Raw genomic sequence first — 23323 nt, forward strand, 5'->3', positions numbered from 1 at the left:
TCGAACTCGGCCGTTAAACACGCCAGCGCCCATGGTACTGTGTCTCAAGACACGGGAGAGTCGGTCGCCGCCAGGCCTGCCCATCGCAATTGCCGGACACACCTCCAACCATTCCCTCATCGCGAGACACGACGCGAAAAGGCCGCTCCTTCCGGGGCGGCCTTTTCGCGTTTGGACCGTGGCCCTCACGGAGCTTGCCTTACCGCGAAGTCATCTCGCCGCGAGCGTCCCGTAATCGGCAGCGCGCGATGGTGCCGGAGCCGCCGATCCGCTCCTCGGATCGCGCGGACGAAGCCGCGGCGAACCTCGCGCCCTCCGAGGACCCTCAATGCCGCTTCGGAACGGGTCGGGATTCGCGCCCCGCGGACCCGGCCCGTTCATCCGATCGGCTCATGGGGCGATAGGGGAGGGGATCGGCTTGACCATGCTAACCGAGACACGTTCCCCCGCATTGTGCGGCACGCTATGGACCAGTTCCATGCGACTGCTCATCATCGAGGACGATCGGGAGGCGGCGGCCTACCTGGTCAAGGCGTTCCGCGAGACCGGGCATGTCGCCGACAGCGCCCATGATGGCCTCGACGGGTACGCCCTGGCGCGCGAAGGCGCCTACGACGTGCTGATCGTCGACCGCATGCTGCCCAAGCTCGACGGCCTCTCGCTGATCCGCTCGCTCCGCGAGCAGAAGGTGGCGACGCCCGTGCTGATCCTCTCGGCGCTAGGACAGGTCGACGACCGGGTGAAGGGTCTTCGTGCCGGCGGCGACGACTACCTCCCGAAGCCCTACGCGTTCTCCGAGCTGCTCGCCCGCACGGAGGCTCTGGCCCGGCGGCAGTTCGGCACCGGGGCCGCGGAGGAGACGCGCTACCGGATCGGCGACCTGGAGCTTGACCGCCTTTCACATCGTGTGACCCGCGCCGGGCGCGAGATCCAGCTGCAGCCGCGGGAGTTCCGCCTCCTCGAGTACCTGATGCGCCATGCCGGGCAGGTCGTGACGCGCACCATGCTGCTGGAGCATGTCTGGGACTATCACTTCGATCCGCAGACCAACGTGATCGACGTCCACGTCTCACGCCTTCGCGGCAAGCTCGACAAGGGTTTTCCCACCCCGATCATCCACACGGTCCGGGGCGCGGGCTACGTGCTGCGCGTCGATGAGGGCAGCTCCGGGTGAACACGCGACGGGCCGACGCCGCGCTCCCGCCAGAGACGAGCGGCGCACGCTTCCAGAAGCTGTTCCGCACCACCGCGTTCAAGCTGTCGCTGGCCTATCTCGCTATCTTCGCACTCTGCGCCTTCCTGGCGTTGGGCTACGTCGCGTGGAACGCCCGCGCGGTGCTCGACGACCAGATCGTCTCGACCATCGACGCCGAGATCAACGGCCTGTCGGAACAGTACAATGCCGGCGGTTTGCGCCGGCTGATCACCGTGGTGGAGCGGCGCTCGCGCGAGCCGGGGGCCTCGCTCTACCTCGTGACCACGGCCGGGGGCGACCACGTCGTCGGCAATGTCGGCTACGTCCCCGCCGCCGTGCTGGCGACCCCCGGCCAGAGCGAGACACGCTACGGCCGCAACGACTCGGATGCCGAGGCGCACCGGGCGATCGTGCGGGTCTTCACCCTGCCGGGCGGATTCCGGCTCCTCGTGGGGCGCGACACCGAGGAGCGCGACCGCCTGCGCGCGGTGATCGGGCGGGCCTTCGTCACCTCGCTGGCCGCCGTGGTGCTCCTGGGCGTAATCGGCGGCTGGCTCGCGGCGAGCCGCGTCCTGCGGCGCGTCGATGCCATGACCCAGACCACCCGGGCCATCATGGCGGGTGATCTCGACGACCGGCTCCCCGTTGCCGGCAACGGCGACGAGCTCGACCGCCTCGCCTCAAGCCTCAACCTGATGCTGGAGCGTATCGGCGAGCTGATGCGCGGGATGCGTGAGGTCTCCGACAATATCGCCCACGACCTCAAGACGCCGCTGACGCGCCTGCGCAACCGCGCCGACGAGGCCCTGCGCCGGTCCTCGACGCCGGACGAGCTGCGTGCCGCGCTCGAGGCGGTGATCGAGGAGGGGGACGGGCTGATCCGGGTGTTCAACGCGCTCCTGATGATCGCCCGGCTTGAGGCCGGCAGTGCGCGGGAGATCCTGGTGCCGCTGGACATCGGCCCCGCGGTCAGAGGCGTCGGCGAGCTGTACGAGGCCCTGGCGGAGGATCAGGGACTCGTCCTCGACGTGCGCGCGGAGGAGGGGCTGATCATCGCCGGCAACCGAGAGCTGATTGGCCAGACCCTGGCCAATCTCGTCGACAACGCCCTGAAATACGGGGCTGCCGCAGAGGGAGGCGCGGCCCGGGTGACCCTCGAGGCGTGGCGGGCCGAAGACTCGATCCGGCTCGCCGTCTCCGATCACGGACAAGGCATCCCGGAGGCACAGCGCGCCCGCGTCCTCGATCGCTTCGTCCGGCTGGAGGATGCCCGGTCGAGGCCGGGTTTCGGGCTCGGACTCAGCCTGGTCAACGCCGTGGTGCGCCTGCATCATGGGGTCCTGCACCTCTCCGACAATGCTCCGGGGCTGCGGGTCGAGATCGCATTTCCGGCCGAGGCGCGCGCCGTGGCGGAGGCCGGTGACATCCGCGACGCGCCGCCATCGGCCGCCTCTGTGCCGGCGGCGCCTTCACGCGCTAGTTAGATCCCCGTTTCGTCCCGCCGCGCTCGCGGCGCCCGTCCCGATCGACGGTGCGTCCGCGTCCCAGGAGGTCCCATGACCCTCAAGACCAAGACCGCCCTCGTCACAGGCTCCACCAGCGGCATCGGCCTCGCCATCGCGCGGGCTCTGGCGGCGGAGGGCGCCAACGTCGTGCTGAACGGTTTCGGGGACGCGAATGCCATCGAGGAGACCCGCGCGGGGATCGAGGGCGCCTACGGCGTCAAGGCCCGCTACTCGGCCGCCGACATGAGCAAGCCCGAGGCGATCACCACCATGGTCCGGGAGGCGGAACAGGCGTTCGGATCCGTCGACGTCCTGATCAACAATGCAGGGATTCAGTTCGTCTCGCCGATCGAGGAATTCCCGGCGGACAAGTGGGAGCAGATCATCGCGATCAACCTGTCCTCGGCCTTCCACGCGATGCACGCCGCGATCCCGGGCATGAAGGCGCGGGGCTGGGGCCGGATCATCAACACGGCCTCGGCGCACTCGCTGGTCGCCTCGCCGTTCAAGTCGGCTTACGTCGCCGCCAAGCACGGGATTGCCGGCTTGAGCAAGACGGCCGCGCTCGAACTCGCGCCTCATAGGATCACGGTGAACTGTATCTCGCCGGGCTACGTCTGGACGCCGCTGGTGGAGGCACAGATCCCCGACACCATGAAGGCCCGCGGCCTGACCAAGGAGCAGGTGATCGAGGACGTGCTGCTCAAAGCGCAGCCGACCAAGGAGTTCGTGACGGTCGATCAGGTCGCCGCACTCGCGGTGTTCCTGTGCTCCGACGCGGCGAGCCAGATCACCGGCGCCAACATCAGCATGGATGGCGGCTGGACGGCGCAGTAGCCCTGGAATGGGGGGCGGCCCCGCCCGAGGGCGGACGGGGCCGCGTTCGGTCAGCGACGGCTGTGGATCAGCAGCGCGAGGCCGTACCCGACCGCGCCGGCGATCAGCAGCGCCACAAGCGGGTTCTCCTCCACGCGAGCCCCCACGGCCGCGCGGCCGTCGCGCAGATAGGAACCACCCCGCTCGTAGGCGTCCCCCGCCAGATCCCCGGCGCGATCGTAGGCATCGCTCGCGTAGTCGCCGGCCCGGTCGGCCATGTCGCGCGCCCTGTCCTTGACCTGCCCATAGACGTTCTGCGCCTGGCCCTGAGCCTCGCGGAACCGTCCCTCGACCGAGTCGCGGTTCGAACCGACGAAATCGCCGGCCGCACCTTGAACCTTGCCGGCGGCTTCCTTGGCACCGCCGACGATCCGATCCGTATCAACCATGGCACTCTCCTGGACGTGGGCGCGGCGCCGGGACCGGGCGCCCTCGATACGCCGTCGTCCTCGGAACGCACGAGATCGCGTTTGTGCCCCCGACCGATCATGAATTTCTGCCGACCTGCGCATTCCGGGGCCGGCGTCCCCGAGCGGTTCAGAGTCCGATCAGCTCGGCGATGGCGGTCGCGCCGGCCGCGGGAGAGGTCTCGCCGCGGGCGACGCCCGCTTCCGCCTCGGCGGTGCGGCGCCGGACCTCCGGGGAGCCGACGAGTCGCTGGTGCAGGCGCTCGTCCACCAGCGCCCACATCCACTTGATGTCCTGCGTCCGCCGCTTCGCCTGGATCTCGCCGGTGGCGGTGAGCTTCTCCCGGTGGTCGACGATCTTCGCCCACAGGGCATCGAGCCGCAGATTGTGAAAGCCCGAGATCGTCACCACCGGTGGCGTCCACGTGGCGGAGGCCGGGGTGAGGATGTGCAGGGCGGCGCGGTATTCCGAGGCCGCCGCGTTGGCCCGCTGCTCGGCCTCGCCGGCATCGGCCTTGTTGACCGCGATCATGTCGGCGAGTTCGAGGATGCCCTTCTTGATGCCCTGCAGCTCGTCGCCGGCGCCGGGAAGCATCAGAACGAGGAAGAAGTCGGTCAGGTCGGCCACCGCGGTCTCCGACTGACCGACGCCCACGGTCTCCACGAGGATCACGTCGAATCCCGCCGCCTCGCAGAGCAGCATGGTCTCGCGGGTCTTGGCCGCGACACCGCCCAGCGTACCCGATGACGGCGAGGGTCGGATGAAGGCGTTCGGATCGTGCGCGAGCCGCGCCATGCGGGTCTTGTCGCCGAGGATCGAGCCGCCAGTGCGGGAGGAGGACGGGTCGACCGCGAGGACCGCAACCTTGTGGCCGGCCTCCGTGAGGTTCGAGCCGAGGGCATCGATGGTGGTCGACTTGCCGACCCCGGGCACGCCGGTAATCCCCACGCGGATCGCCCTGCCGGTCTCCGGCAGGACCGAGTCGATCAGGCCGGCCGCGAGCGCCCGGTGATCGGCCCGCTTCGACTCGGCCAGGGTGATGGCCCGGGCCAGGGCGGCGCGGTCGCCGCGCAGCAGGCGCTCGCGCAGGCTCTCGATGTCGATGGACGGCGTCATGATCCCTTCATGGCTGTGGCGTGGGCCGCCGTCGAGAGGGTGGGACACGCGATCAGCCCGCGGCGCCCTGTGGCCGGGGGACCACAAGCCGGGCCTTGCGGGTTCTCCACAACGACCAACAGGCGGCGTGCCCCGCCACGGTCATGATCCTGCGCGACGAGGGTGCCCCCCGCCCGAGCGTACCCGGATCATGTCGAGCCAGACCGTCTCACGCCGCGTCCTTCTCCGGTTCGGTGCCCTCGCAGGCGCCGCAGGCCTCGCTCCATCCCTCGGCGCCTGCGTCACCGACGATCTCGGCACCGGTGCGGCGCTGCCCGAGAAGCAGTCGGCCCTCGACGTCATGCCGGTGCTGCTGGTCGCCACGACCCGCAAGCCCGTGGGTCATCCGCCCCGGCCCCCATACTTCAGCAGCGACCGCGGCCGCGGCCTGAGCTTCGCCGAGGTGCGCCTCTCGCCTCCCGACCGCTCGCTGCTGGGTAAGGTCTCCTCCGTCATCACCGGCGACTGGACGATCGGGGCCGTGCCAAAATCCGAGACCGGACCGGGCGCCGCTGAGGCCTTCGCGCAGGCCGCGCTGGGACGAGACGTGCTGATCTATGTCCACGGCTACCGCGAATCGTTCGAATCCGCCGCCGTCAGTGCCGCGCGCCTGTCGGACGGCATCCGTTTCCGGGGCGTCTCGGGCCTGTTCACGTGGCCTTCGGCGGCCGCAACGCTCGACTACAATTACGATCGCGAGAGCGCGCTCTGGTCGCGCGATGCCTTCGAGGACCTGCTGAAGGCGCTCGCCGCATCGCCGAGCGGAGGCCGGATCAATATCGTCGCGCATTCCATGGGCACGCTCCTGACCCTCGAGACTCTCCGGATGCTGCGCGCCGAAGCCGGCGAGGCGGCGATGTCGCGCATCGGCGCCGTGGTGCTGGCGGCCCCCGACATCGATTTCGACCTCTTCTCCAACGGCGTCGCGCGCCTGGGACCCGACGTCTCGAAGATCACCGTGATCTCCGCCACCAACGACCGCGCCCTCGAGCTCTCGGCAGCCCTGGCGGGCGGGGTCCGGGCCGGCGCAGTCGACCGCGCGAAGCTGGAGGCGCTGGGCGTGCGCGTCGCCGACGCCTCCGATTACGGCGGCGGCCTGATCAACCACGACCTGTTCCTGTCGAATCCGGAGGTGCAAGGGGTGGTCAAGCGCGCCATCGCCCGCGGGGCCGGGGTCTGAGGCATCCACGCGGTCACAGGCGGAAGCGCGATTCTTCGGAGCGGCCGGGCTTGGCGACCGTCGGGTTCATCCCTACAGCATCCGGCGTGGCGCGCAGGACCGCCGGTTGGGACCCGCGGGTCGCCCCGGGGCGGATGCGCCGCGTCGGGTGCCGTCCGACCACCCGGGCGCGCCAGAGCACGGTTACGAGAGGGATGCCGGCCATGTTCACGCTCGAGATCGACGGCACCGCCGTGGCGGTGATCAACAGCGACGAGGCGTCCGCCAAGGACCTCTTCACCTGCACGGGCTTCAAGGAAGACATCCGGACGATGACGAGCGAGGGCAAGCCGCTCTGGAACGGCACCTCGGCGCTCAAGGTCCGTGCGGCGACCGAGGACGAGATCGAGATCTTCGAGGATGCCCTGGCGGAAGACGTCGGCGAGGGTGACTTCACCGACGATCCGCGCCACGCCGACGCCGATTCGGACGACGAGGACGAGGCGGATATCGTCTTCCTCGTGGATATCGACGAGGACGAGGACGAGGCCGACGCCTGAGCGCGGCTGAACCCGACCGCCTCCCGGGTGGTTTCCGATCCGGTTCGGATCTGATCCCGGGAGGATGGCATGGCTGACAGCAGGCGGATCGTCGACGCGCTGGTGCGCGCGCGGCGTGGCGGACTCGCCGCGGGCGCCGCCCTCGGCGGACTGGCGCTGATCGGCGGGCTGGCCTACCGGGCCCTGCGCGGCGCGGCGCCCCCCGAGACGGGTGGACCGGACTTCACCGACGTCGCCGAGGACGAGGCCAGGCTGATGCTGCGGGCCATGGTGGCGGCCACAACGGCCGACGGGTTGGTCGACGCCGCTGAGCGCAAGCGCCTCGATGCGGCCGTTGCCGAGGCGGGCCTCGATCCCGACGGGCGATCGTGGCTGGAGCGCGAACTCGCGAGCCCGGCCGATGTCGACGAGATCGCCGAGCGGGTCGCAGGGCCGGACGCGGCGGCGCGCATCTATGCGGCAGCCCGCCTCGCCATCGACCCCGACACCCTCCAGGAACACCAGTTCCTGAAGATGTTTGCCGAAGCCCTCGACCTGCCCACCGAGGCGGTCGAGCGGGTCGAGCGCGACATCGCGGCCTGATCCTGTCATCGCCGCGGTCGACCGACATCCCAATATTGCCGCGCTCCATGCTAGGCTCTTCGGTGCTTGAACAGGGCCGGATCGGCCCGAGCGCGGAGGGCCGGGACATTTCATGGCAGGATCGTCAGTGCCCGCCCCATCGCGCGCCCGGCGAGCCGCCTGCGCGGCGGTCGTGGCCATGCTGATCGGCGGCGGCCCCGCCCGGGCGGCGGATCCGCCTCCGGGACCGCTGACCATCGCCGAGCAGGGCAGTTTCTTCGTCGGCGGACGCGACGTCGCCTCCGACACGCTCTCGACCCTGCCGGCCTACGCGCCCTCCGGCACGATCAGCGTCGACCAGATCTATGTCCGCTACCAGGTGCCGGTCTCGGCCGCGCGCCCGCCGCTGGTGCTGATCCACGGCTGCTGCCTCACCGGCAAGACCTGGGAAACCACGCCGGACGGCCGCATGGGCTGGGACGAGTTCTTCGTGCGCCGCGGCTTCCCCACCTACGTGATCGATCAAGCCTGGCGCGGGCGCTCGGCGGCGAGCCCGGCGCAGATCAACGCCGTGAAGAGCGGCCACGCGGAGCCGAACTCTCTGCCCACCGTCTTCTCGGCCGGCCGCGAGCCGGCCTGGGCGATCTTCCGCTTCGGCCCGGAATACCCGAAGGTCTTCCCGGGCATGCAATTCCCCCTGGAGGCCCAGGGCGAGTTCTGGAAGCAGATGGTCCCCGACTGGTCGGCCTCCCTAGCGGTCCCGAATCCGACCGTGCCGGCCCTGTCGGAACTCGCCAAGCGCCTGAAGGGCGCGGTCCTGGTCTCCCACTCGCAGTCGGGAATCTACCCGTTCCAGACCGCCGCCCTCGATCGCACGGGGATCCGCGCCCTCGTGGCTATCGAGCCTGCCGCCTGTCCCGATCCGGCCAAGGATGACCTCGCCCCCTACAAGGACCTGCCGATCCTCGTCCTGTTCGGCGACTACGTCGATGCCTCGCCCCGCTGGGCGCCGCGGCTGAAGCTTTGCCGCAGCTTCGTGGCGGCGGCGAACGCGGCAGGCGGCAAGGCCGAGCTGATCCTGCTGCCGGAGATCGGCATCCACGGCAATTCGCACATGCTCATGCAGGACAAGAACAGCCTCGACATCGCCGACTGGCTGTCGGGCTGGATCGAGAAGCGGGTGTCCGGGAAGTCGTGAGGCGGGTGCTCCGTCTGCCGCAATGGCAAACGGATTCACGCGTCTCGATCCGCCACCGATGTCTTGAGAAAATTGAGCTTTTCCCTCCCCCTCGCGGGGAGGGGTAGGGGTGGGGGCTGTGCAGAAGGCACCACGACGCTTGATCCTGCACCACCCCCACCTCCAACTCCTCCCCACAAGGGGGAGGAGAGCGCCCAGGGCCAGCGCGCTGCGTCAATATCGTAGCCCGCAGTACAGGGAGGGAGGAGGCGCGGAAGCCGGTCCGTCGATCCTGAGCCGGTTCAGCCCGGCTTGCGCTCGCTGAGGAACGTGCCCATCCGCTCCAGCGCGCGGCGGATGTTCTCCGCCGAGTTGGCGTAGGAGAGGCGGATGTAGCCCTCGCCGTGGACGCCGAAATCCGGGCCGCCGATCACCGCCACGCCCGCCTCCTCCAGCAGGGTGGAGGCCAGCGCCTTCGCCTTCCAGCCTGTCCGCGACATGTTGGGGAAGGCGTAGAACGCCCCTTTCGGCGCGATGCAGGACACGTCCGGCAGGGCGTTCAGCCCGTCCACCACGATCGCCCGCCGCAGGTCGAACTCAGCGACCATCTCGGCCACGCAATCCTGCGGGCCGTCGAGCGCCGCGATGCCGGCCCACTGCGTCGAGGCGTTGACGCAGGAATGCGCGTTGACCGCGAGCTTGCGCGCCGCCTCGTAGAGCGGCTTGGGCCAGACCGACCATCCGAGCCGCCAGCCGGTCATCGCGTAGGTCTTGGAGGCGCCGTCGAGATAGACCAGCCGGTCGCGGATCTCCTCGTACTTCAGGAGCGAGTGGTGGGCCTCGCCGTCATACGTCATGGTGCCGTAGATCTCGTCCGACAGCACCGCCACGTCCGGGTGCTCGGCCAGACCCTTCACCAGAGCGTCGATCTCGGCCTTCGGGGTCACGCCGCCCGTGGGATTGGCCGGCGAGTTGACGATCAGCAGCCGCGTCTTCGGCGTGATCAGCGCCAGGGTCTCGGCCGCCGAGAAGGCGAAGCCGTTCTCCTCGCGGATCGGCACTGGGACCGGGGTCGCGCCGGTGAACTCGATCATCGAGCGGTAGATCGGAAATCCGGGATCCGGATACAGGATCTCGGTCCCGGGCGCACCGAACATTAGGATCGCCATGAACATGGTGACCTTGCCGCCCGGCACGATCATCACGGAATCCGGCGAAACCTCCACGCTGTGGCGACGATGGATGTCGCGGGCCACGGCCTCGCGCAGCGGCGGGATTCCCACGGCCGGCGTGTAGCCGTGATGACCGTCCCGCAGGGCCTTGATGCCGGCCTCGACCACGTGGCCGGGCGTCGGCATATCGGGCTGGCCGATGCCGAGGTTGATCACGTCCCGGCCCTGGGACGCCAGGGCCTGGGCGCGGGCCAGCACCGCGAAGGCGTTCTCCTCGCCAATGCGGGAGAAGGCCGGGACCACGTGCAGCATCGCGCCCTCCGGGACGTGGACAGTCAGTGCTTGGTCCGCTCGGCGAGCTTCATAGCGCCGACCGACATCGCCACCGCGACGGCGCCCAGGATCACGAATGTCTTCACCGACGCGTAGAACAAAGCCGGCTCGATGCCCGTGTCGGTGTAGAGCACGAGACCGATCGCCGCGAGCGGCAGCGAAATCAGGATGAAGAGGGGGACGAGCGGGTTCATGGTCGACACTCAGATCCGGCACGCGGGCGTCCGCGGCTCTCAAGGCAGCGGGCCTGCATATCACCCTGCCGCGAAGGTTGGGACCCCGCCGGCCGCAGTTTTTCGCCGGATCGGCATCCCGCTCACCGATGCGCAATCATTTGGCGAGATACTGCTTTATCGGGAGGGTCGACAGGTATGCGCCGAACATCGGTCACGTCGGGAGGCAAAGATGCTGGCAACTCCAGCAGCGGCCCGTCCAGCATCGACAGGCTCGCCCTGCACATCGGCAAGCTCCTGCGGCATCCTGCCTACCGGCGCGAGAGCGTCGTGAGCCCGCTGCTGCGGCGCCATCTGCCGTACGATGCGGGCTATGCCTGGAACGATGAGGCCGCGCTGCGCAAGCGGCTCGGGGCCGCCGGCCTCGACGAGGCGAGCCTCGATCACCTCATCCGCAACGTCCAGGCCGAGTTCACGCGGCTGCGCCGGCCGAGCGACGCCTAGCACGGAAGCGCGGCGTCTGCCCTCAGGCCGGCACCCGCACCGTCGCCCGCAAGCCGCCCAGCGGGCTGTCGTGGAGGGCGATGTCGCCGCCATGGGCGCGGGCAATGTCGCGAGCGATCGCCAGCCCAAGGCCTGAGCCGCCGGCATCCTGGCGGGCATCGTCGAGGCGCACGAACGGCTTGAACACCTCCTCACGGCTCTCGGCCGGGATGCCGGGGCCGTCATCGTCAATGGAGACGAAGAAGGCGCGGGCCTCGAGCCGGCCGGAGATCGCCACGGTCTCGCCGTGGCGCGCGGCGTTGGCGGCGAGATTGAACAGGCAGCGCCGGAACGCCCCCGGACGCACGGTCACCTCCGGCGCCCCGGCAAGGTCGACCGCGGAGACGTGCGCGCCCAGGCGCTCGACGTCGGTGCGCAGATCCTCCAGCAGGGCGCGCATGTCCGTGGGCGTCGCCGGCTCGGCGGAATCGCCGCGGGCGAAGGCGAGGTAGCCCTCCAGCATCCGGCTCATCTCGTCGACGTCCCGGCTGAGATCCTCGATCTCGCTGGTCTGCTCGAACAGGGCGAGCGACAGGCGGAAGCGGGTGAGGATGGTGCGCAGGTCGTGGCTGACGCCGTTCAGCATCGTCGTGCGCTGCTCCATGGCCCGCTCGATGCGCCGCTTCATCTCGATGAAGGCGTGGCCGGCCTGCCGGACCTCGCGGGCGCCGCGCGGCCGGAATTCGATCTCGCGGCCCTTTCCGAACCCCTCCGCCACGGCGGCGAGCCTCAGGATCGGCTTGATCTGGTTGCGCAGGAACAGGATCGCGACGCCCAGCAGCACCAGCGAGGAGCCGATCATCCAGACGAGGAAGATGTGCGAGTTCGACGCGTAGGCCTGGCTGCGCCGGGCGGTGATGCGCATCACCCCGTCGGGGATCGCGACGCGGATCTCGATGAGGTTCGAGCGGCCGACCGTGTCGATCCAGAACGGTCGGCGGATCTGGCGCTGGATCTCGTCCGAGAGAGCCTCGTCCAGGATCGAGAAGAACGGGCGCGGCCCCGGGGGCGGCAGCTTGGCGCCCTTCAGGATGTCGAGGTCGAGGTTCAGTCGCTCGCCCGCGATGCGCGAGAGGGTATCGGCGTCCTTGTCCTGCGGATAGCTCTCGTAGATGTCGATCAGCGCGGCGACGTCCGCGGTCACCGCCGCCGAAAGGCGCTTGGTGACGAGCTGCCAGTGCCGCTCCATGAAGGTGTAGGCGATCACCGACTGCAGCAGCACCACGGGCGCGATGATGATGATCAGCGACCGGGCATAGAGGCCTTTGGGCAGCACGTCGCCGATCGCCCGGCTGACGCGCTTCCACAGCCGGTGAGGTCCCGAGCGCGGCGGATCCTTCCGCAACGCCCGCGCGAGGACGGGATCGGGGGCGTTCATGGGATGGCTGACCCGCGCCGATCCGGCCCGCGGAAGCGGTGGCAGATCCGTTGGCGAGGGGTCCGTTCGTCGTAGGCCGGCATGGTCCGAGCGGATGCGGGTGCCCGTCCGTTATCGCATCGCGCCTTGGATCGGCCAAGGCAGCCGGCCGGGGCGCGACGCAGCCGCTGATCTCGGCACGGTCAAGCCTCGCGGTGATCGTCGCCCCCCGTCTTTGCGAGCATAGCGAAGCGATCCAGAGGCGCCACACTCGCCGATCTCGCGCTGCCCTGGGTCGCTTCGCTGCGCTCGCAAAGACGCAACAGCCGGTTAGGGACTCCTTGGGGGCCACCGCCGCCTTGCACCGCGCCGCCTGGGCCATACCTGATAGGGTGCGGGGGGCGCCCGCCGGCCGAAGGTCTTCGAGGCCATGCTCAGCACCGATACAGACATCCTCGCCGCCGCCGAATCCTGGCGGCGTGACGGCCGCGCGGTGGCGCTGGCGACCGTGATCGAGACCTGGGGATCGGCCCCGCGACCCGTCGGCAGCCATCTCGTGGTCGACGGCGAGGGCAATTTCCTCGGCTCGGTCTCCGGCGGCTGCGTGGAGGGCGCGGTGATCACCGAGGCCATCGAGGTGATCGAGGCCGGCGCGCCGCGCGTCCTCGAATTCGGCGTCGCCGACGAGACCGCTTGGCGGGCGGGCCTGTCCTGCGGCGGCCGGATCCGGGTCTTCGTCGAGCGGGTCGACTGATGCGCGCCGACATCCTGGAGAAGCTCAACGCCGAACGGAAGGCGCGGCGGGCCGCGATCCTCGTCACAGACATCGCCGACGGCAGCCAGCGCCTCGTGCGCGAGGCCGAGATCCCCGCCGATCCGCTCGGCGACACGCTGGGAAAGCATCTCGCTTCGGCCAGGAGCGGCCTCGTGGAGGCCGGGGGGCGGACGCTGTTCCTCACCGTGCAGGTGCCGCCGGTGCGGCTCGTGGTGATCGGCGCCGTCCACATCTCGCAGGCGTTGGCGCCGATGGCGGCGGGACTCGACCTCGCCCTCACGGTCATCGACCCGCGCACCGCCTTCGCGACGCCGGAGCGCTTCCCGGATATCGAACTCGTGGCCGAGTGGCCGGATTCCGTTCTGGGAAGCCGCGTGCCGCCGCTCGACCGCTACTGCGCCCTCGCGGCGCTGACCCACGATCCCAAGATCGACGATCCGGCGCTCAAGGCCGCGCTCGCGGCGGGATGCTTCTACGTGGGCGCCCTCGGCTCGCGGAAGACCCATGCGGCCCGCGTCGCGCGGCTCACCGAGGCCGGGTTCTCGCAGGAGCAGATCGGCCGGATCCACGCGCCGATCGGGCTTGCCATTGGGGCGGTGAGCCCCGCCGAGATCGCCCTCGCGGTCCTGGCCGAGATCGTGGCCTGCCTGCGCCGCGTCCCCCGTCCGGAGGTCGCGTGAGGTTCGGTTCCGTCCCGGTCGCGGAAGCCGCCGGGCTGATCAGCGCCCACACCGTCCGGCGCGACGGCATCACCCTGCGGAAGGGGGCGGTGATCGACCGCGATGTGGCGGGCGATCTCGCGCGCTGCGGCCTCGCCGAGATCGTCGCGGCCGTCCTGGAACCGGGCGATGTCGGCGAGAACGCGGCTGCGGCGCGGCTGGCCAGCCATCTCCGCGGGCCGAATCTGCGCGCGGAGGCGCCCTTTACCGGCCGCTGCAACCTGTTCGCCGGGACCGCTGGCGTGCTCACCCTGGATCCGGCCCGGATCGATGCGGTCAATGCCGTGGACGAGGCCGTGACGGTCGCCACCCTGCCGCGGTTCAAGCCGGTCGTCGAGGGCGAGATGGTCGCCACCGTGAAGATCATCCCCTACGCCGTGCCGGGCGCTGTGCTGGACCGCGCGTGCAGGGCGGCGCCCGAGGGCGGCGTCCTCGCGGTCGCGCCCTATCGCCGGCGCCGGGTGGGTGTGGTCTCGACCCGCCTCCCCAGCCTCAAGGAAGCGACCATCGACAAGACGCACCGCGTCCTCGCCGAGCGCTTGGCCCCCGCCGGTGCGGAGATCGTCGCCGACATCCGGGTGGCGCACGCGGATGCGGCGGTTGCCGCGGCCCTCGCGGAGGCGACCGACGGCGTCGGCGCCGATCTGGTGGTGGTGTTCGGCGCCTCGGCCATCGCCGATCGGCGCGACGTCATCCCGGCCGGCATCGAGGCCGCCGGCGGCCGGGTCGCGCATCTCGGGATGCCGGTCGATCCGGGCAACCTGCTCCTCGTCGGGAGCCGCGGGGACGTGCCGGTGATCGGCGCGCCGGGCTGCGCGCGCTCGCCCAAGGAGAACGGCTTCGACTGGATCCTGCACCGACTCCTTGCGGATCTGCCTGTCACCCGGGCCGATATCGTCGCGCTGGGCGTCGGCGGCCTGCTGATGGAAATCATTTCCCGGCCGCAGCCCCGCGCCGGCGGCGAGACAGCCGAAGGAGATCCCGACGACGAGGTTCCCGACGCGGATGCGTGAGGTCGGCACGGTCCTGCTCGCCGCGGGCCTCGGCAGCCGCTTCGGCCCGGAACCGAAGCTCCTCGCGCGGCTCGACGGCAAGCCGCTGGTGCGCCACGCCGCCGAGGCTGCGCTGGGTGCCGGTCCGCGTCCCGTGGTGGTCGTGCTCGGGGCGCACGCGGAGGCGGTGCTTGCGGCGCTCGACGGGCTGGACCTGATCCGCGTCGAGAACCCGGACTATCGGTCCGGCCTCGCCTCGTCGCTGCAGGCCGGCCTTGCGGTGCTCCCGGCCTCCTGCGCTGGGGCCGTGGTGGTGCTGGGCGACATGCCCCGCGTGACGGCCGCCCATATCGACGGCCTCGCCGCGGCCTTCGCGGGCGCCGCCGCCGAGCCGGCGGCCGTGATACCCGTGCGGGCGGGACGGCGCGGCAACCCGGTCCTCCTCAACCTGCGCCGCCTCGCCCCCGAGATCGGGAGGCTGAGCGGCGATCACGGCGCCGGGCCCCTCCTCAAGGGGCGTGCCGACGTGCTGGAGATCCCGGGTGATGCGGCCACCGCCCTCGACATCGACACGCCGTCCGGCTTGGCAGCCCTGCGGGCCGGCCCCTCGTGACGGGCCGTCTCAGGCCTGTCCATCGCTGCGCCTGCGCGCCGTCCGGGCCTCGTCACGGCACCGGTCGGAACAGTAGCGCACCTCGTCCCACACGCGCTCCCACTTCTTGCGCCACGCGAAGGGGCGGCCGCACTGAGCGCAGATCTTCTCGGGAAGGTCGCCCTTGCGGCGCATGCGCGGCATCCGCCAAGTCCATCCTTTGACCGTTCAGGGACGGCCGGGCACCGGAGCCGCCGGCCGCTTGAGGCGGACATCCTGCCAATGGGCGAGCCCCAGCATTACCGCGAGCCCGCCAAGGTTGACCGCGATCTGCAGCGGCCATGTGGCGTCGAAGGTGCGGTAGAGGATGCGGCCGATGAGCGCCGCCAAGCAGCCGGCCGCGAAGATCTCAAGTGAGTGGCGGCCGCAGGCATCGACCAGCCGAAGCCAGGGGAGCCGGCAGAAGCGCGCCACGGCCGGCGCGCTGAACAGCAGGTAGGACAGGGCCAGGATGTCCAGAAGGCGCAGGGGCCCGACGTGGCTCTTGTCCGGGACGCCGATCGCGAGCGGCTTGAGATCGGGCAGCCCCCAATCGGACCACGAGCCGCCCTGAAGCAGCGCGAACGCCAGGTAGGCTGCGGCGATCGCTGCAGCCCAGCCCCGCCACGGCAGGAGCCCGTTCCCGGCGCGGACCGCCACCGCAAGGGCGGCGCCGATCACGAACAGGAATTGCCACGCGAACGGGTTGAAGTACCATCCGTCATCCACCGCCGCGGCGTTCGGCAGGTTCAACTGATGATCGAGGTTGGCAGCAAGCCACACGGTGCCCGACAGAGCCAGCACCCCCCAGATCCCGCGGCGGATCCCGAAATAGACCAGCGGGAACAGTGCCAGCAGCAGGATGTAGAGCGGCAGGATGTCGAGGTAGTTCGGCAGCGCATTGAGCGCGAGCCCGCGCAGAAGGCCCGGCAGCAATCCCATCTGGATCAGCGGCGCCACGCCGAAGCGTGGCGTCAGGCCGGTGAGATCCATCCAGATCCGGACGATGACCAGGGTGGCGAGCAGCAGGCCCGCCTGAAACAGGTAGATCCGCAGGCAGCGCCGCGCGATGCGGATGAGAGTCGTGCGGATGCCGGAGCGGTGGAACAGGCCGCCATAGGCGATCATCGACGAGTAGCCCGCCAGCAGCACGAAGATCTCGGCCGCGTCCGAGAAGCCGAAATTGTGCAGGGTGAACAGGGCCGGGACGTTGCGGGGGATGTGGTCGACGAAGATCGTCAGCAGCGCGAAGCCGCGCAGCACGTCCACCCGCGCGTCGCGGACCGGCTTGGTGGGGCGCGGCTCTGACGCGGGCCGGCCTGCGGCCGTGGGCCGTTCGAGTTCCTCGGTGGTCGCCACTCAGCCCATCACCGCGCTGTTCGCCAGCCGACACCTTCGGCGGCCGACCGCACTGCAACATAGCGCGATGCGCGGCACGTGCCGCAGGAGACTGCGCCGATCACGCGCCTTTGTTCAAGTGTCGACGGAATCCAGATCGCGCGCCCGGCGCGCCCGGCGCGCTCAGACCCTCGCATCGCAGCTGTGCCCGGTATAGACGCGACGGATCGAACCCGGCTTTCGCCGACCACGCCGGGCAGGGGCAGGGTTCATGCGCGTCCTCGTCACCGGAGCCGGAGACTATCTCGGCCGGCGCCTGCTCGAGGCGCTCCGGCACGGTCTCCCGGCCGGCAGCCGCATCCTCGGCATCGACCGGCGCGCGCAGCCAGACCTCGACGGCGTGATCTTCCTCGACCTCGACCCGTTCGAGGCCGACAGGCTGGCGGAGGCGGTGACGGCCTTCGACCCGACCGTCGTCTTCCACCTGGCGGCCCTGGCCTCGGTGGCGCAGTCGAGCGAGACGCCATCCTACGCGTGGCGGGCGGACCTTCTCGGGACGCTCAACCTCGCCGAGGCGGTGGCCAGGACTCGCGCCACCCTGGTGTTCCTGAGTGCGACCGTCGTCTACGGCGAGGCCTTCCGGGACCGCGCGCGCCCCGACGAGGCCGTGACGCCGCGACCCGATACCATCTCCGGTCGGACCAAGAACGCCTGCGAGTACATCCTGCGCGACGTGCTGGCCAATGCCGGCGTGAAGCACCTCGTGCTGCGGCCGTCGAACTATATCGGACCCCAGCAGAGCGAGACCTTCGTGGTCGCCTCCTTCGCCGGGCAGATCGCCCGCATCGAGCGTGGGCTGGCCCCGCCCGTCCTGGAGGTGGGCGATCTCTCCGCCGGGCGTGACTTCCTCGACGTGGCCGACCTCACCGCGGCCTGCCTGCGGGTGATCGAGCGGATCGACGACCTGCCCGACGGCGGCATCTACAATGTCGGGTCGGGCGTGGTGACGCCGGTCGCAGAGATCCTTGACGCCCTGCGGACGCTGACGGGCACGGCCTTCACGGTCCGGGTCGCCGCCGACCGGGTTCGGTCGGCCGGCGTGCGTAGCGAGGGCTGCGACCCGGGCGCCTTCTCTGCCGCCACCGGGTGGACGCCGGCGATCCCACTCGCGCAGAGCCTGTCGGCGATCCTCGCGGAGGCGCGGAGACGCCTGGGCTGAATCGAGCCCGGGAGGACGCGATCGACCTCCCGGCCGCGGCGATCAGCGCGAGAACCGCTTGTACTTGATCTTTTTCGGCATGATCGAATCCGCTCCGAGCCGGCGCACCTTGTCGGCCTCGTAGTCGGAGAAGTTGCCCTCGAACCACTCGACGTGGCTGTCGCCCTCGAAGGCGAGGATGTGGGTGGCGATGCGGTTCAGGAACCAGCGATCGTGGCTGATGATGACCGCGCAGCCGGCGTAATCCTCCAGCGCGTCCTCGAGGGCGCGCAGAGTCTCCATGTCGAGGTCGTTGGTCGGCTCATCGAGGAGCAGCACGTTGGCGCCGCCCTTCAGGGTGCGGGCGAGGTGCACGCGGTTGCGCTCGCCGCCCGAGAGGGTGCCGACCTTCTTCTGCTGGTCAGGCCCCTTGAACGCGAAGGCCGCGCAATAGGCGCGCGAATTGATCTCGCGCTTGTTGAAATAGATGATGTCGTTGCCGCCCGAGACCTCCTGCCAGACCGTGGCGTTCGGATCGAGGGCGTCGCGCGACTGGTCGACATAGCCGAGCTTGACCGTCTCGCCGATATCGATCTTGCCGCTGTCGGGCTTCTCCTGGCCGGTGATCATCTTGAACAGGGTGGTCTTGCCGGCCCCGTTCGGGCCGATCACCCCGACGATGCCGCCCGGCGGCAGCTTGAACGAGAGGTCCTCGATCAGCAGCCGGTCGCCGAACGCCTTGCTGAGGTTCTCGAACTCGATGACGTTGTTGCCGAGCCGCTCGTCTATCGGGATGACGATCTGGGCCGCGGCATCGACCTTCTGCTGCTGCTTGGCGACCAGCTCCTCGTAGCGCGTGATGCGCGCCTTCGACTTCGACTGGCGGGCCTTCGGGGAAGCGGCGATCCACTCCTGCTCGCGGGCGATGGAGCGCTGCCGGGCCATGTCCTCGCGGCCCTCCTGCTCCAGGCGCTTCTGCTTCTGAACCAGCCAGGCCGAGTAGTTGCCCTCGTACGGGATGCCCTTGCCGCGGTCGAGCTCCAGGATCCAGCTGGTGACGTTGTCCAGGAAGTAGCGGTCGTGGGTGACGATCAGGATCGCGCCCGGATACTGGCGCAGGTGGCCTTCGAGCCAGTTCACCGTCTCGGCGTCGAGGTGGTTGGTCGGCTCGTCGAGGAGCAGAAGCTCCGGCTCCCACAGGAGCAGGCGGCAGAGCGCGATGCGGCGGCGCTCGCCGCCCGAGAGCGTGGCGACCGGCTGCTCGTCGCTCGGGCAGCCCAGGGCCTCCATGGCCTGATCGACCTTCGAGTCGAGCTCCCAGAGGCCCAGGGACTCGATCCGGTCCTGGAGCTCGGTCATCTCGTCGGCGGTCTCCTCCGAGTAGTTCATGGCGAGTTCGTTGTAGCGGTCGAGCATGGCCTGCTTCTCGGCCACGCCCTCCATGACGTTCTCGCGCACCGACTTGTTCGGATCGAGCTGGGGTTCCTGCGGCAGGTAGCCGACGCGCGCGCCCTGCGCGACCCAGCCGTCGCCGGTGAAATCCTTGTCGATGCCTGCCATGATCTTGAGCAGGGTCGACTTGCCGGCGCCGTTGATGCCGAGCACGCCGATCTTGGCATCGGGGTAGAAGGACAGGTTGACGCTATCCAGGACCTTCTTGCCGCCGGTATAGGCCTTCGTCAGGCCCCGCATGTGGTAGATGAATTCGCGAGCCATCGCGGATCGTCCTCGGCGTGGTGTGCGGGATTGCGCGGTGCGTGCCAGCGGCACGGGGCAGGCGCGGGGCCCTGAGCCCTCGTCCTGTACGCGCTTTCCTCACGATATAGAATGACGCCGACCGAGTATCAGCCCCGCAGGACAGCGGCAAGGCTGGCGGACGGTGGCGCAGGTGCCGCGGCCACTTACGCGAAGGGATTGGGAACCGAGGTCGGCGCGTCGTCGGCGGCCGCGGCCACCGTCTCCGGCAGGTCGCCGGCCTCCAGGACCGCCACGATGGCGTCGATCGTCTGCTTGAGCAGGCGTGCCTGAGCGAGGCCGGCCTTGTCCCGCGTCAGGTCGAGGGACCCGTGCAGAGCGATCCGGTCGGTGCCGTTCTCGAAGGAGAGGGCGCCGATGGTGCGCGCGCCGGCCGCATCCGCGAAGGGCTCGAAGGAACCCCCTCCGCCTGTCTCGGCCGACGCCTTGCGCCGGCGTTTGTCCTCGGTCATGGGGCCTCTCAGAAGAGCGCATGCAGGAGGTCGCGGACGATCTTGCGCAGGGCGCGGCTTCCTTCCCGCTGCAGCCAGTCCTGCCACGACTGCTCCTGTCGCGGGCGGCGCTCGTCTCCGCGCGTGAAGGCGTGGGGTTCCGGCAGGTTCATCGCCGCGGTTCGTGCCGCGGCGGGGAGGGCGGGGAACACGTCGATCCCCGCTTCCCGGGTCAGGTCGTCGATCGAGACTGCGCGCCAGTCCTTCGTGTCGTCGTTCCGGGCGAGGTAGGCGCCGGCCTCGCCGCTCGCAGGGTCATAGAGCGCCTTGAACAATAGAGTCGGAACCAGAACGCCGCCCTTGATCTGCTGAACCGCGTCCCCGGAGAAAATCACGCCGGTCACCACGAAGATCGAGCCGCGCCGGCTTGCCAGGCGCCGCGTGCTCTCCTCGATGTCGGACCAGAGGCCGCGGTTCAGCACCCGGTTCTGGGGAACGATATTGGCGAGGCTGAAGGACTCGGCCTGGGCGCTCACCGTCGGCATGTCGCCGGCCGGTGCCAGATGACCGCGGTCGAAGCCGCTTCGGACGTAGTCCTCGAGCGAGGCGCGTCCATCGGCCGGCAGCCGCATCTCCTCGTGGAAAGAGTCATCCCGCGCCACCGTCCGGGCGGCCGCGACGCTCGCCCGCGTGAGGTGCTCGGCGGAGTAGAGCGGCGTGCGTGTCACCCCGGAATCGAGCACCGCGAAGGCCTCGAAGCACAGCGGGATGGTCCGCGCCGCGAGCTTGGCATTGATCAGGACCGGCAGCCGTCCGTCGGCGAAATGAGCCGGGCAGATCTCGTCCCCTCGGACCTGGGCGGCCCCGAGCACCACCAGCATGCAGGCTGCGGCCATGACCCTCCGGGCCTGCCTCACCAGCACACGCGCACCCGCCGCACGCCCTCCGGCGTCGGACGGTCCCGCCACGCGCAGGGCCGGCCGAGGCTGCCGGTGAAGGGCCGCGAATCGCGGTCGGGTCCGCCCGGCGAAACGCGCGCCGGGCAATCGCCCAGGAAGTTGCAGAGGAAGTCGAGGTTGCCGTCCGGCAACCGCGGGCCGGCATAGGCTTGGCTGTTTCCCGTAATCGCGAGCGCCAGCAGGATTGTGCACAGACGAGCCGGACTCAAAGGCGGACCTCTTGTGGCGGTAAGGGCACGAAAGCGAAAAAAACGCCGGCCCGACATTGATCGCGCGGCCGATCATCCGTAACTGGCACTATCATGACAGCGACGGCCGGGCGGCTTCTAGCATGAACGCGCGCCCCTGGGTGCCGTCGTTGCGACAGTCGTACCGCGTGACGGGGCTGTCGCCAGACTCGAACGAGCGGATGCGATCATTGGCCCTATCACCTGAGCAATCGGCGTTGCTGGATCGTATCCCGAACCCTGCTGCGTTGCGCGGTCTTCCGGAGTCGGAGCTGCAGGCGGTGGCGGACGCGGTGCGGGCCGAGATGATCGACGCGGTCTCGATCACGGGCGGCCATCTCGGCTCCGGGCTGGGCGTGGTCGAGCTCACGGTCGCGCTGCACCACGTGTTCGACACCCCCGACGACCGCATCGTCTGGGACGTCGGCCACCAGTGCTACCCGCACAAGATCCTCACCGAGCGCCGCGACCGCATCCGCACGCTGCGCCAGGGCGGCGGCCTGTCGGGCTTCACCAAGCGCTCCGAGAGCGTCTACGACCCCTTCGGCGCCGCCCACTCCTCGACCTCGATCTCGGCCGCGCTCGGCATGGCGGTCGCCCGCGACCTCGACGCGGCCTCCGCCAAGCAGAAGGGCCAGGCGCGCAAGCGCCGCAACGCCATCGCGGTGATCGGCGACGGCTCGATGTCGGCCGGCATGGCCTACGAGGCCATGAACAACGCCGGCGCCCTGCACTCGCGCCTGATCGTCATCCTCAACGACAACGACATGTCGATCGCCCCGCCTGTCGGCGCCATGTCGGCCTACCTCGCGCGGCTCGCCTCGGGCGGCACCTACCAGTCCCTGCGCGAGACCGCCAAGCAGCTCGGCAAGCTCCTGCCGAAGGCGCTCTACCAGCGCGCGGCCGCGGCCGAGGAGTACGCCCGCTCGCTCGTGGTCGGCGGCGGCACCATGTTCGAGGAGATGGGCTTCCACTACGTCGGTCCCGTGGACGGGCACAACCTCGACCACCTGCTGCCGGTGCTGAAGAACGTGCGCGACGCCGAGCACGGCCCGATCCTGCTGCACGTGGTCACCCGCAAGGGCAAGGGCTACGCGCCGGCGGAAGCCAGCGCCGACCGCTACCACGGCGTGGTCAAGTTCGACGTGGTCTCAGGGGTGCAGGCCAAGGCCAAGCCGAACGCGCCGGCCTACACGCGGGTGTTCGGCGAGAGCCTGATCAAGGCGGCGGACGCCGACGACCGGGTGGTGGCGATCACGGCCGCGATGCCGGGCGGCACGGGCATCGACCTGTTCGGCAAGGCGCATCCGGACAAGACCTTCGACGTGGGCATCGCCGAGCAGCACGCGGTGACGTTCGCGGGGGGGCTGGCGACCGAGGGCTACCGTCCGTTCGTGGCGATCTACTCGACGTTCCTGCAGCGGGCCTACGACCAGGTGGTGCACGACGTGGCGCTGCAGAACCTGCCGGTGCGCTTCTGCATGGACCGTGCGGGGCTGGTGGGGGCGGACGGGGCGACGCATGCCGGCGCGTTCGACCTGGCGTATCTGTGCTGCCTGCCGAACATGACGGTGATGGCGGCGGCCGACGAGGCCGAGCTGGTGCACATGGTGGCGACCGCGCACGCGCACGACACGGGCCCGATCGCGCTGCGCTACCCGCGCGGCGAGGGTGTCGGCGTCGAGCTTCCGGAGCGGGGCGAGGTGCTGGCGATCGGCAAGGGCCGTGTGGTGCGGCGGGACGCGGAGGCGCGGGTGGCGATCCTGAGCCTGGGCACGCGGCTTTCGGAGGCTCTGAAGGCGGCGGACACGCTGGCCGAGCAGGGCGTGGCGGTGACGGTGGCGGATGCGCGGTTCGCCAAGCCTCTGGACGAGGCGCTGGTCCTGGAGCTTGCGCGGGACCACGAGGTTCTCCTGACGATCGAGGAGGGCTCGCGGGGCGGGTTCGGCGCGATGGTTCTGCACCTGCTCGCCGAGAAGGGCGCGCTGGACGCGGGGCGGGTGCGGGTCCGGACGATGACCTTGCCGGACGCCTACCAGGACCACGACAGCCCGGAGAAGATGTACGCGCAGGCGGGGCTCGACGCCGCCACCATCGTCAGGACCGCGCTCGATACGTTGCCGG

General features: G+C 70.1%; 26 protein-coding genes and 1 rRNA gene. 15 read left to right on the plus strand and 12 right to left on the minus strand.

Annotated elements, in window-relative coordinates; genetic code table 11:
- From rrf to ACLBX9_RS27145, 4 genes are all read left to right on the plus strand, one after another.
- Positions 1–76 (plus strand): 5S ribosomal RNA (rrf, locus tag ACLBX9_RS27130); the annotation flags it as partial.
- A gap of 402 nt (positions 77–478) precedes the next feature.
- Positions 479–1174, plus strand: a complete 696-nt coding sequence (locus ACLBX9_RS27135; protein WP_447721063.1) for a winged helix-turn-helix domain-containing protein — start codon at positions 479–481, stop codon at positions 1172–1174.
- Positions 1171–2679, plus strand: coding sequence for a sensor histidine kinase (locus ACLBX9_RS27140; RefSeq protein ID WP_447721064.1), 1509 nt, complete (start codon positions 1171–1173; stop codon positions 2677–2679). The genes ACLBX9_RS27135 and ACLBX9_RS27140 overlap by 4 nt, the downstream gene beginning before the upstream one ends.
- 72 nt (positions 2680–2751) lie before the next feature.
- Positions 2752–3537: a 3-hydroxybutyrate dehydrogenase gene (locus tag ACLBX9_RS27145; RefSeq protein WP_447721065.1), complete on the plus strand. Its 786-nt coding sequence runs from the start codon at positions 2752–2754 to the stop codon at positions 3535–3537.
- A 50-nt stretch (positions 3538–3587) separates the two neighbouring features.
- Here ACLBX9_RS27145 and ACLBX9_RS27150 read toward each other — a convergent pair whose 3' ends face one another.
- Complete coding sequence (locus ACLBX9_RS27150; RefSeq protein ID WP_158169286.1) at positions 3588–3965, minus strand: CsbD family protein; 378 nt, start codon at positions 3963–3965, stop codon at positions 3588–3590.
- Between the two features lie 148 nt (positions 3966–4113).
- Positions 4114–5100, minus strand: coding sequence for a methylmalonyl Co-A mutase-associated GTPase MeaB (meaB, locus tag ACLBX9_RS27155; RefSeq protein ID WP_447721066.1), 987 nt, complete (start codon positions 5098–5100; stop codon positions 4114–4116).
- A gap of 190 nt (positions 5101–5290) precedes the next feature.
- On the opposite strand from meaB, the gene ACLBX9_RS27160 reads away from it, so the two are divergent.
- Entirely contained in the window at positions 5291–6319 is a 1029-nt protein-coding gene (locus ACLBX9_RS27160) for an alpha/beta hydrolase (protein WP_447721067.1), read from the plus strand.
- 13 nt (positions 6320–6332) lie between these two features.
- Here the strand turns inward: ACLBX9_RS27160 and ACLBX9_RS27165 are convergent, their stop codons facing one another.
- Positions 6333–6524 carry a hypothetical protein gene (locus ACLBX9_RS27165; protein WP_447721068.1) on the minus strand — a complete coding sequence of 64 codons (192 nt, stop codon included), beginning with the start codon at positions 6522–6524 and terminating at the stop codon, positions 6333–6335.
- Here ACLBX9_RS27165 and ACLBX9_RS27170 point away from each other — a divergent pair.
- The 3 genes from ACLBX9_RS27170 to ACLBX9_RS27180 all read left to right on the plus strand — a co-directional run bounded on the left by ACLBX9_RS27170 (position 6523) and on the right by ACLBX9_RS27180 (position 8617).
- Positions 6523–6858, plus strand: coding sequence for a hypothetical protein (locus tag ACLBX9_RS27170; RefSeq protein WP_447721069.1), 336 nt, complete (start codon positions 6523–6525; stop codon positions 6856–6858). The genes ACLBX9_RS27165 and ACLBX9_RS27170 overlap by 2 nt on opposite strands.
- A gap of 69 nt (positions 6859–6927) precedes the next feature.
- On the plus strand, positions 6928–7440 hold the full coding sequence (locus ACLBX9_RS27175; protein WP_447721070.1) for a DUF533 domain-containing protein: 513 nt from the start codon (positions 6928–6930) through the stop codon (positions 7438–7440).
- A gap of 112 nt (positions 7441–7552) precedes the next feature.
- On the plus strand, positions 7553–8617 hold the full coding sequence (locus ACLBX9_RS27180; protein ID WP_447721071.1) for an esterase: 1065 nt from the start codon (positions 7553–7555) through the stop codon (positions 8615–8617).
- A 281-nt stretch (positions 8618–8898) separates the two neighbouring features.
- Here the strand turns inward: ACLBX9_RS27180 and ACLBX9_RS27185 are convergent, their stop codons facing one another.
- Both ACLBX9_RS27185 and ACLBX9_RS27190 read right to left on the minus strand, forming a co-directional pair.
- Positions 8899–10080 (minus strand): pyridoxal phosphate-dependent aminotransferase, encoded by a 1182-nt coding sequence (locus ACLBX9_RS27185; RefSeq protein WP_447721072.1) that lies wholly within the window; start codon positions 10078–10080, stop codon positions 8899–8901.
- Between the two features lie 23 nt (positions 10081–10103).
- Entirely contained in the window at positions 10104–10295 is a 192-nt protein-coding gene (locus tag ACLBX9_RS27190) for a hypothetical protein (RefSeq protein WP_158169270.1), read from the minus strand.
- Positions 10296–10472: 177 nt separating this feature from the next.
- Here ACLBX9_RS27190 and ACLBX9_RS27195 point away from each other — a divergent pair, with 177 nt between their 5' ends.
- Complete coding sequence (locus ACLBX9_RS27195) at positions 10473–10778, plus strand: hypothetical protein (RefSeq protein WP_158169268.1); 306 nt, start codon at positions 10473–10475, stop codon at positions 10776–10778.
- Positions 10779–10800: 22 nt separating this feature from the next.
- Here the strand turns inward: ACLBX9_RS27195 and ACLBX9_RS27200 are convergent, their stop codons facing one another.
- Positions 10801–12195, minus strand: coding sequence for an ATP-binding protein (locus tag ACLBX9_RS27200; protein ID WP_158169266.1), 1395 nt, complete (start codon positions 12193–12195; stop codon positions 10801–10803).
- Between the two features lie 409 nt (positions 12196–12604).
- On the opposite strand from ACLBX9_RS27200, the gene ACLBX9_RS27205 reads away from it, so the two are divergent.
- From ACLBX9_RS27205 to ACLBX9_RS27220, 4 genes are read left to right on the plus strand one after another with little or no spacing between them, the layout of a single operon-like run.
- Entirely contained in the window at positions 12605–12928 is a 324-nt protein-coding gene (locus ACLBX9_RS27205; RefSeq protein WP_447721073.1) for an XdhC family protein, read from the plus strand.
- Positions 12928–13629, plus strand: coding sequence for an XdhC family protein (locus ACLBX9_RS27210; RefSeq protein WP_447721074.1), 702 nt, complete (start codon positions 12928–12930; stop codon positions 13627–13629). Before ACLBX9_RS27205 ends, ACLBX9_RS27210 begins: the two co-directional genes overlap by 1 nt.
- The gene (locus ACLBX9_RS27215; protein WP_158169260.1) at positions 13626–14681 is read left to right on the plus strand and encodes a molybdopterin-binding protein; all 1056 of its coding nucleotides are present in this window, start codon (positions 13626–13628) and stop codon (positions 14679–14681) included. Before ACLBX9_RS27210 ends, ACLBX9_RS27215 begins: the two co-directional genes overlap by 4 nt.
- On the plus strand, positions 14674–15273 hold the full coding sequence (locus ACLBX9_RS27220) for a nucleotidyltransferase family protein (protein WP_158169258.1): 600 nt from the start codon (positions 14674–14676) through the stop codon (positions 15271–15273). Before ACLBX9_RS27215 ends, ACLBX9_RS27220 begins: the two co-directional genes overlap by 8 nt.
- A gap of 9 nt (positions 15274–15282) precedes the next feature.
- Here ACLBX9_RS27220 and ACLBX9_RS27225 read toward each other — a convergent pair whose 3' ends face one another.
- Both ACLBX9_RS27225 and ACLBX9_RS27230 read right to left on the minus strand, forming a co-directional pair.
- Positions 15283–15456 carry a DUF2256 domain-containing protein gene (locus ACLBX9_RS27225; RefSeq protein ID WP_191991854.1) on the minus strand — a complete coding sequence of 58 codons (174 nt, stop codon included), beginning with the start codon at positions 15454–15456 and terminating at the stop codon, positions 15283–15285.
- Positions 15457–15480: 24 nt separating this feature from the next.
- A complete protein-coding gene (locus tag ACLBX9_RS27230; protein ID WP_447721075.1) occupies positions 15481–16650 on the minus strand; it encodes an OpgC family protein in 1170 nt (389 codons plus the stop codon).
- Between the two features lie 250 nt (positions 16651–16900).
- Between ACLBX9_RS27230 and ACLBX9_RS27235 the strand changes: the two genes are divergently transcribed.
- The gene (locus ACLBX9_RS27235) at positions 16901–17848 is read left to right on the plus strand and encodes an NAD-dependent epimerase/dehydratase family protein (RefSeq protein WP_447721076.1); all 948 of its coding nucleotides are present in this window, start codon (positions 16901–16903) and stop codon (positions 17846–17848) included.
- Between the two features lie 42 nt (positions 17849–17890).
- Here ACLBX9_RS27235 and ettA read toward each other — a convergent pair whose 3' ends face one another.
- The 4 genes from ettA to ACLBX9_RS27255 all read right to left on the minus strand — a co-directional run bounded on the left by ettA (position 17891) and on the right by ACLBX9_RS27255 (position 21181).
- Positions 17891–19543 carry an energy-dependent translational throttle protein EttA gene (ettA, locus tag ACLBX9_RS27240; protein WP_158169252.1) on the minus strand — a complete coding sequence of 551 codons (1653 nt, stop codon included), beginning with the start codon at positions 19541–19543 and terminating at the stop codon, positions 17891–17893.
- 185 nt (positions 19544–19728) lie between these two features.
- Complete coding sequence (locus tag ACLBX9_RS27245; RefSeq protein WP_447721077.1) at positions 19729–20034, minus strand: hypothetical protein; 306 nt, start codon at positions 20032–20034, stop codon at positions 19729–19731.
- 8 nt (positions 20035–20042) lie between these two features.
- Positions 20043–20909 (minus strand): DNA/RNA non-specific endonuclease, encoded by an 867-nt coding sequence (locus tag ACLBX9_RS27250; protein WP_447721078.1) that lies wholly within the window; start codon positions 20907–20909, stop codon positions 20043–20045.
- A 17-nt stretch (positions 20910–20926) separates the two neighbouring features.
- Complete coding sequence (locus ACLBX9_RS27255; protein ID WP_158169245.1) at positions 20927–21181, minus strand: hypothetical protein; 255 nt, start codon at positions 21179–21181, stop codon at positions 20927–20929.
- A gap of 200 nt (positions 21182–21381) precedes the next feature.
- On the opposite strand from ACLBX9_RS27255, the gene dxs reads away from it, so the two are divergent.
- A partial coding sequence (dxs, locus tag ACLBX9_RS27260) for a 1-deoxy-D-xylulose-5-phosphate synthase (RefSeq protein ID WP_447721079.1) occupies positions 21382–23323 on the plus strand: 1942 nt, incomplete at its 3' end.

It is taken from the genome of Methylobacterium sp. A49B, from assembly GCF_053346215.1.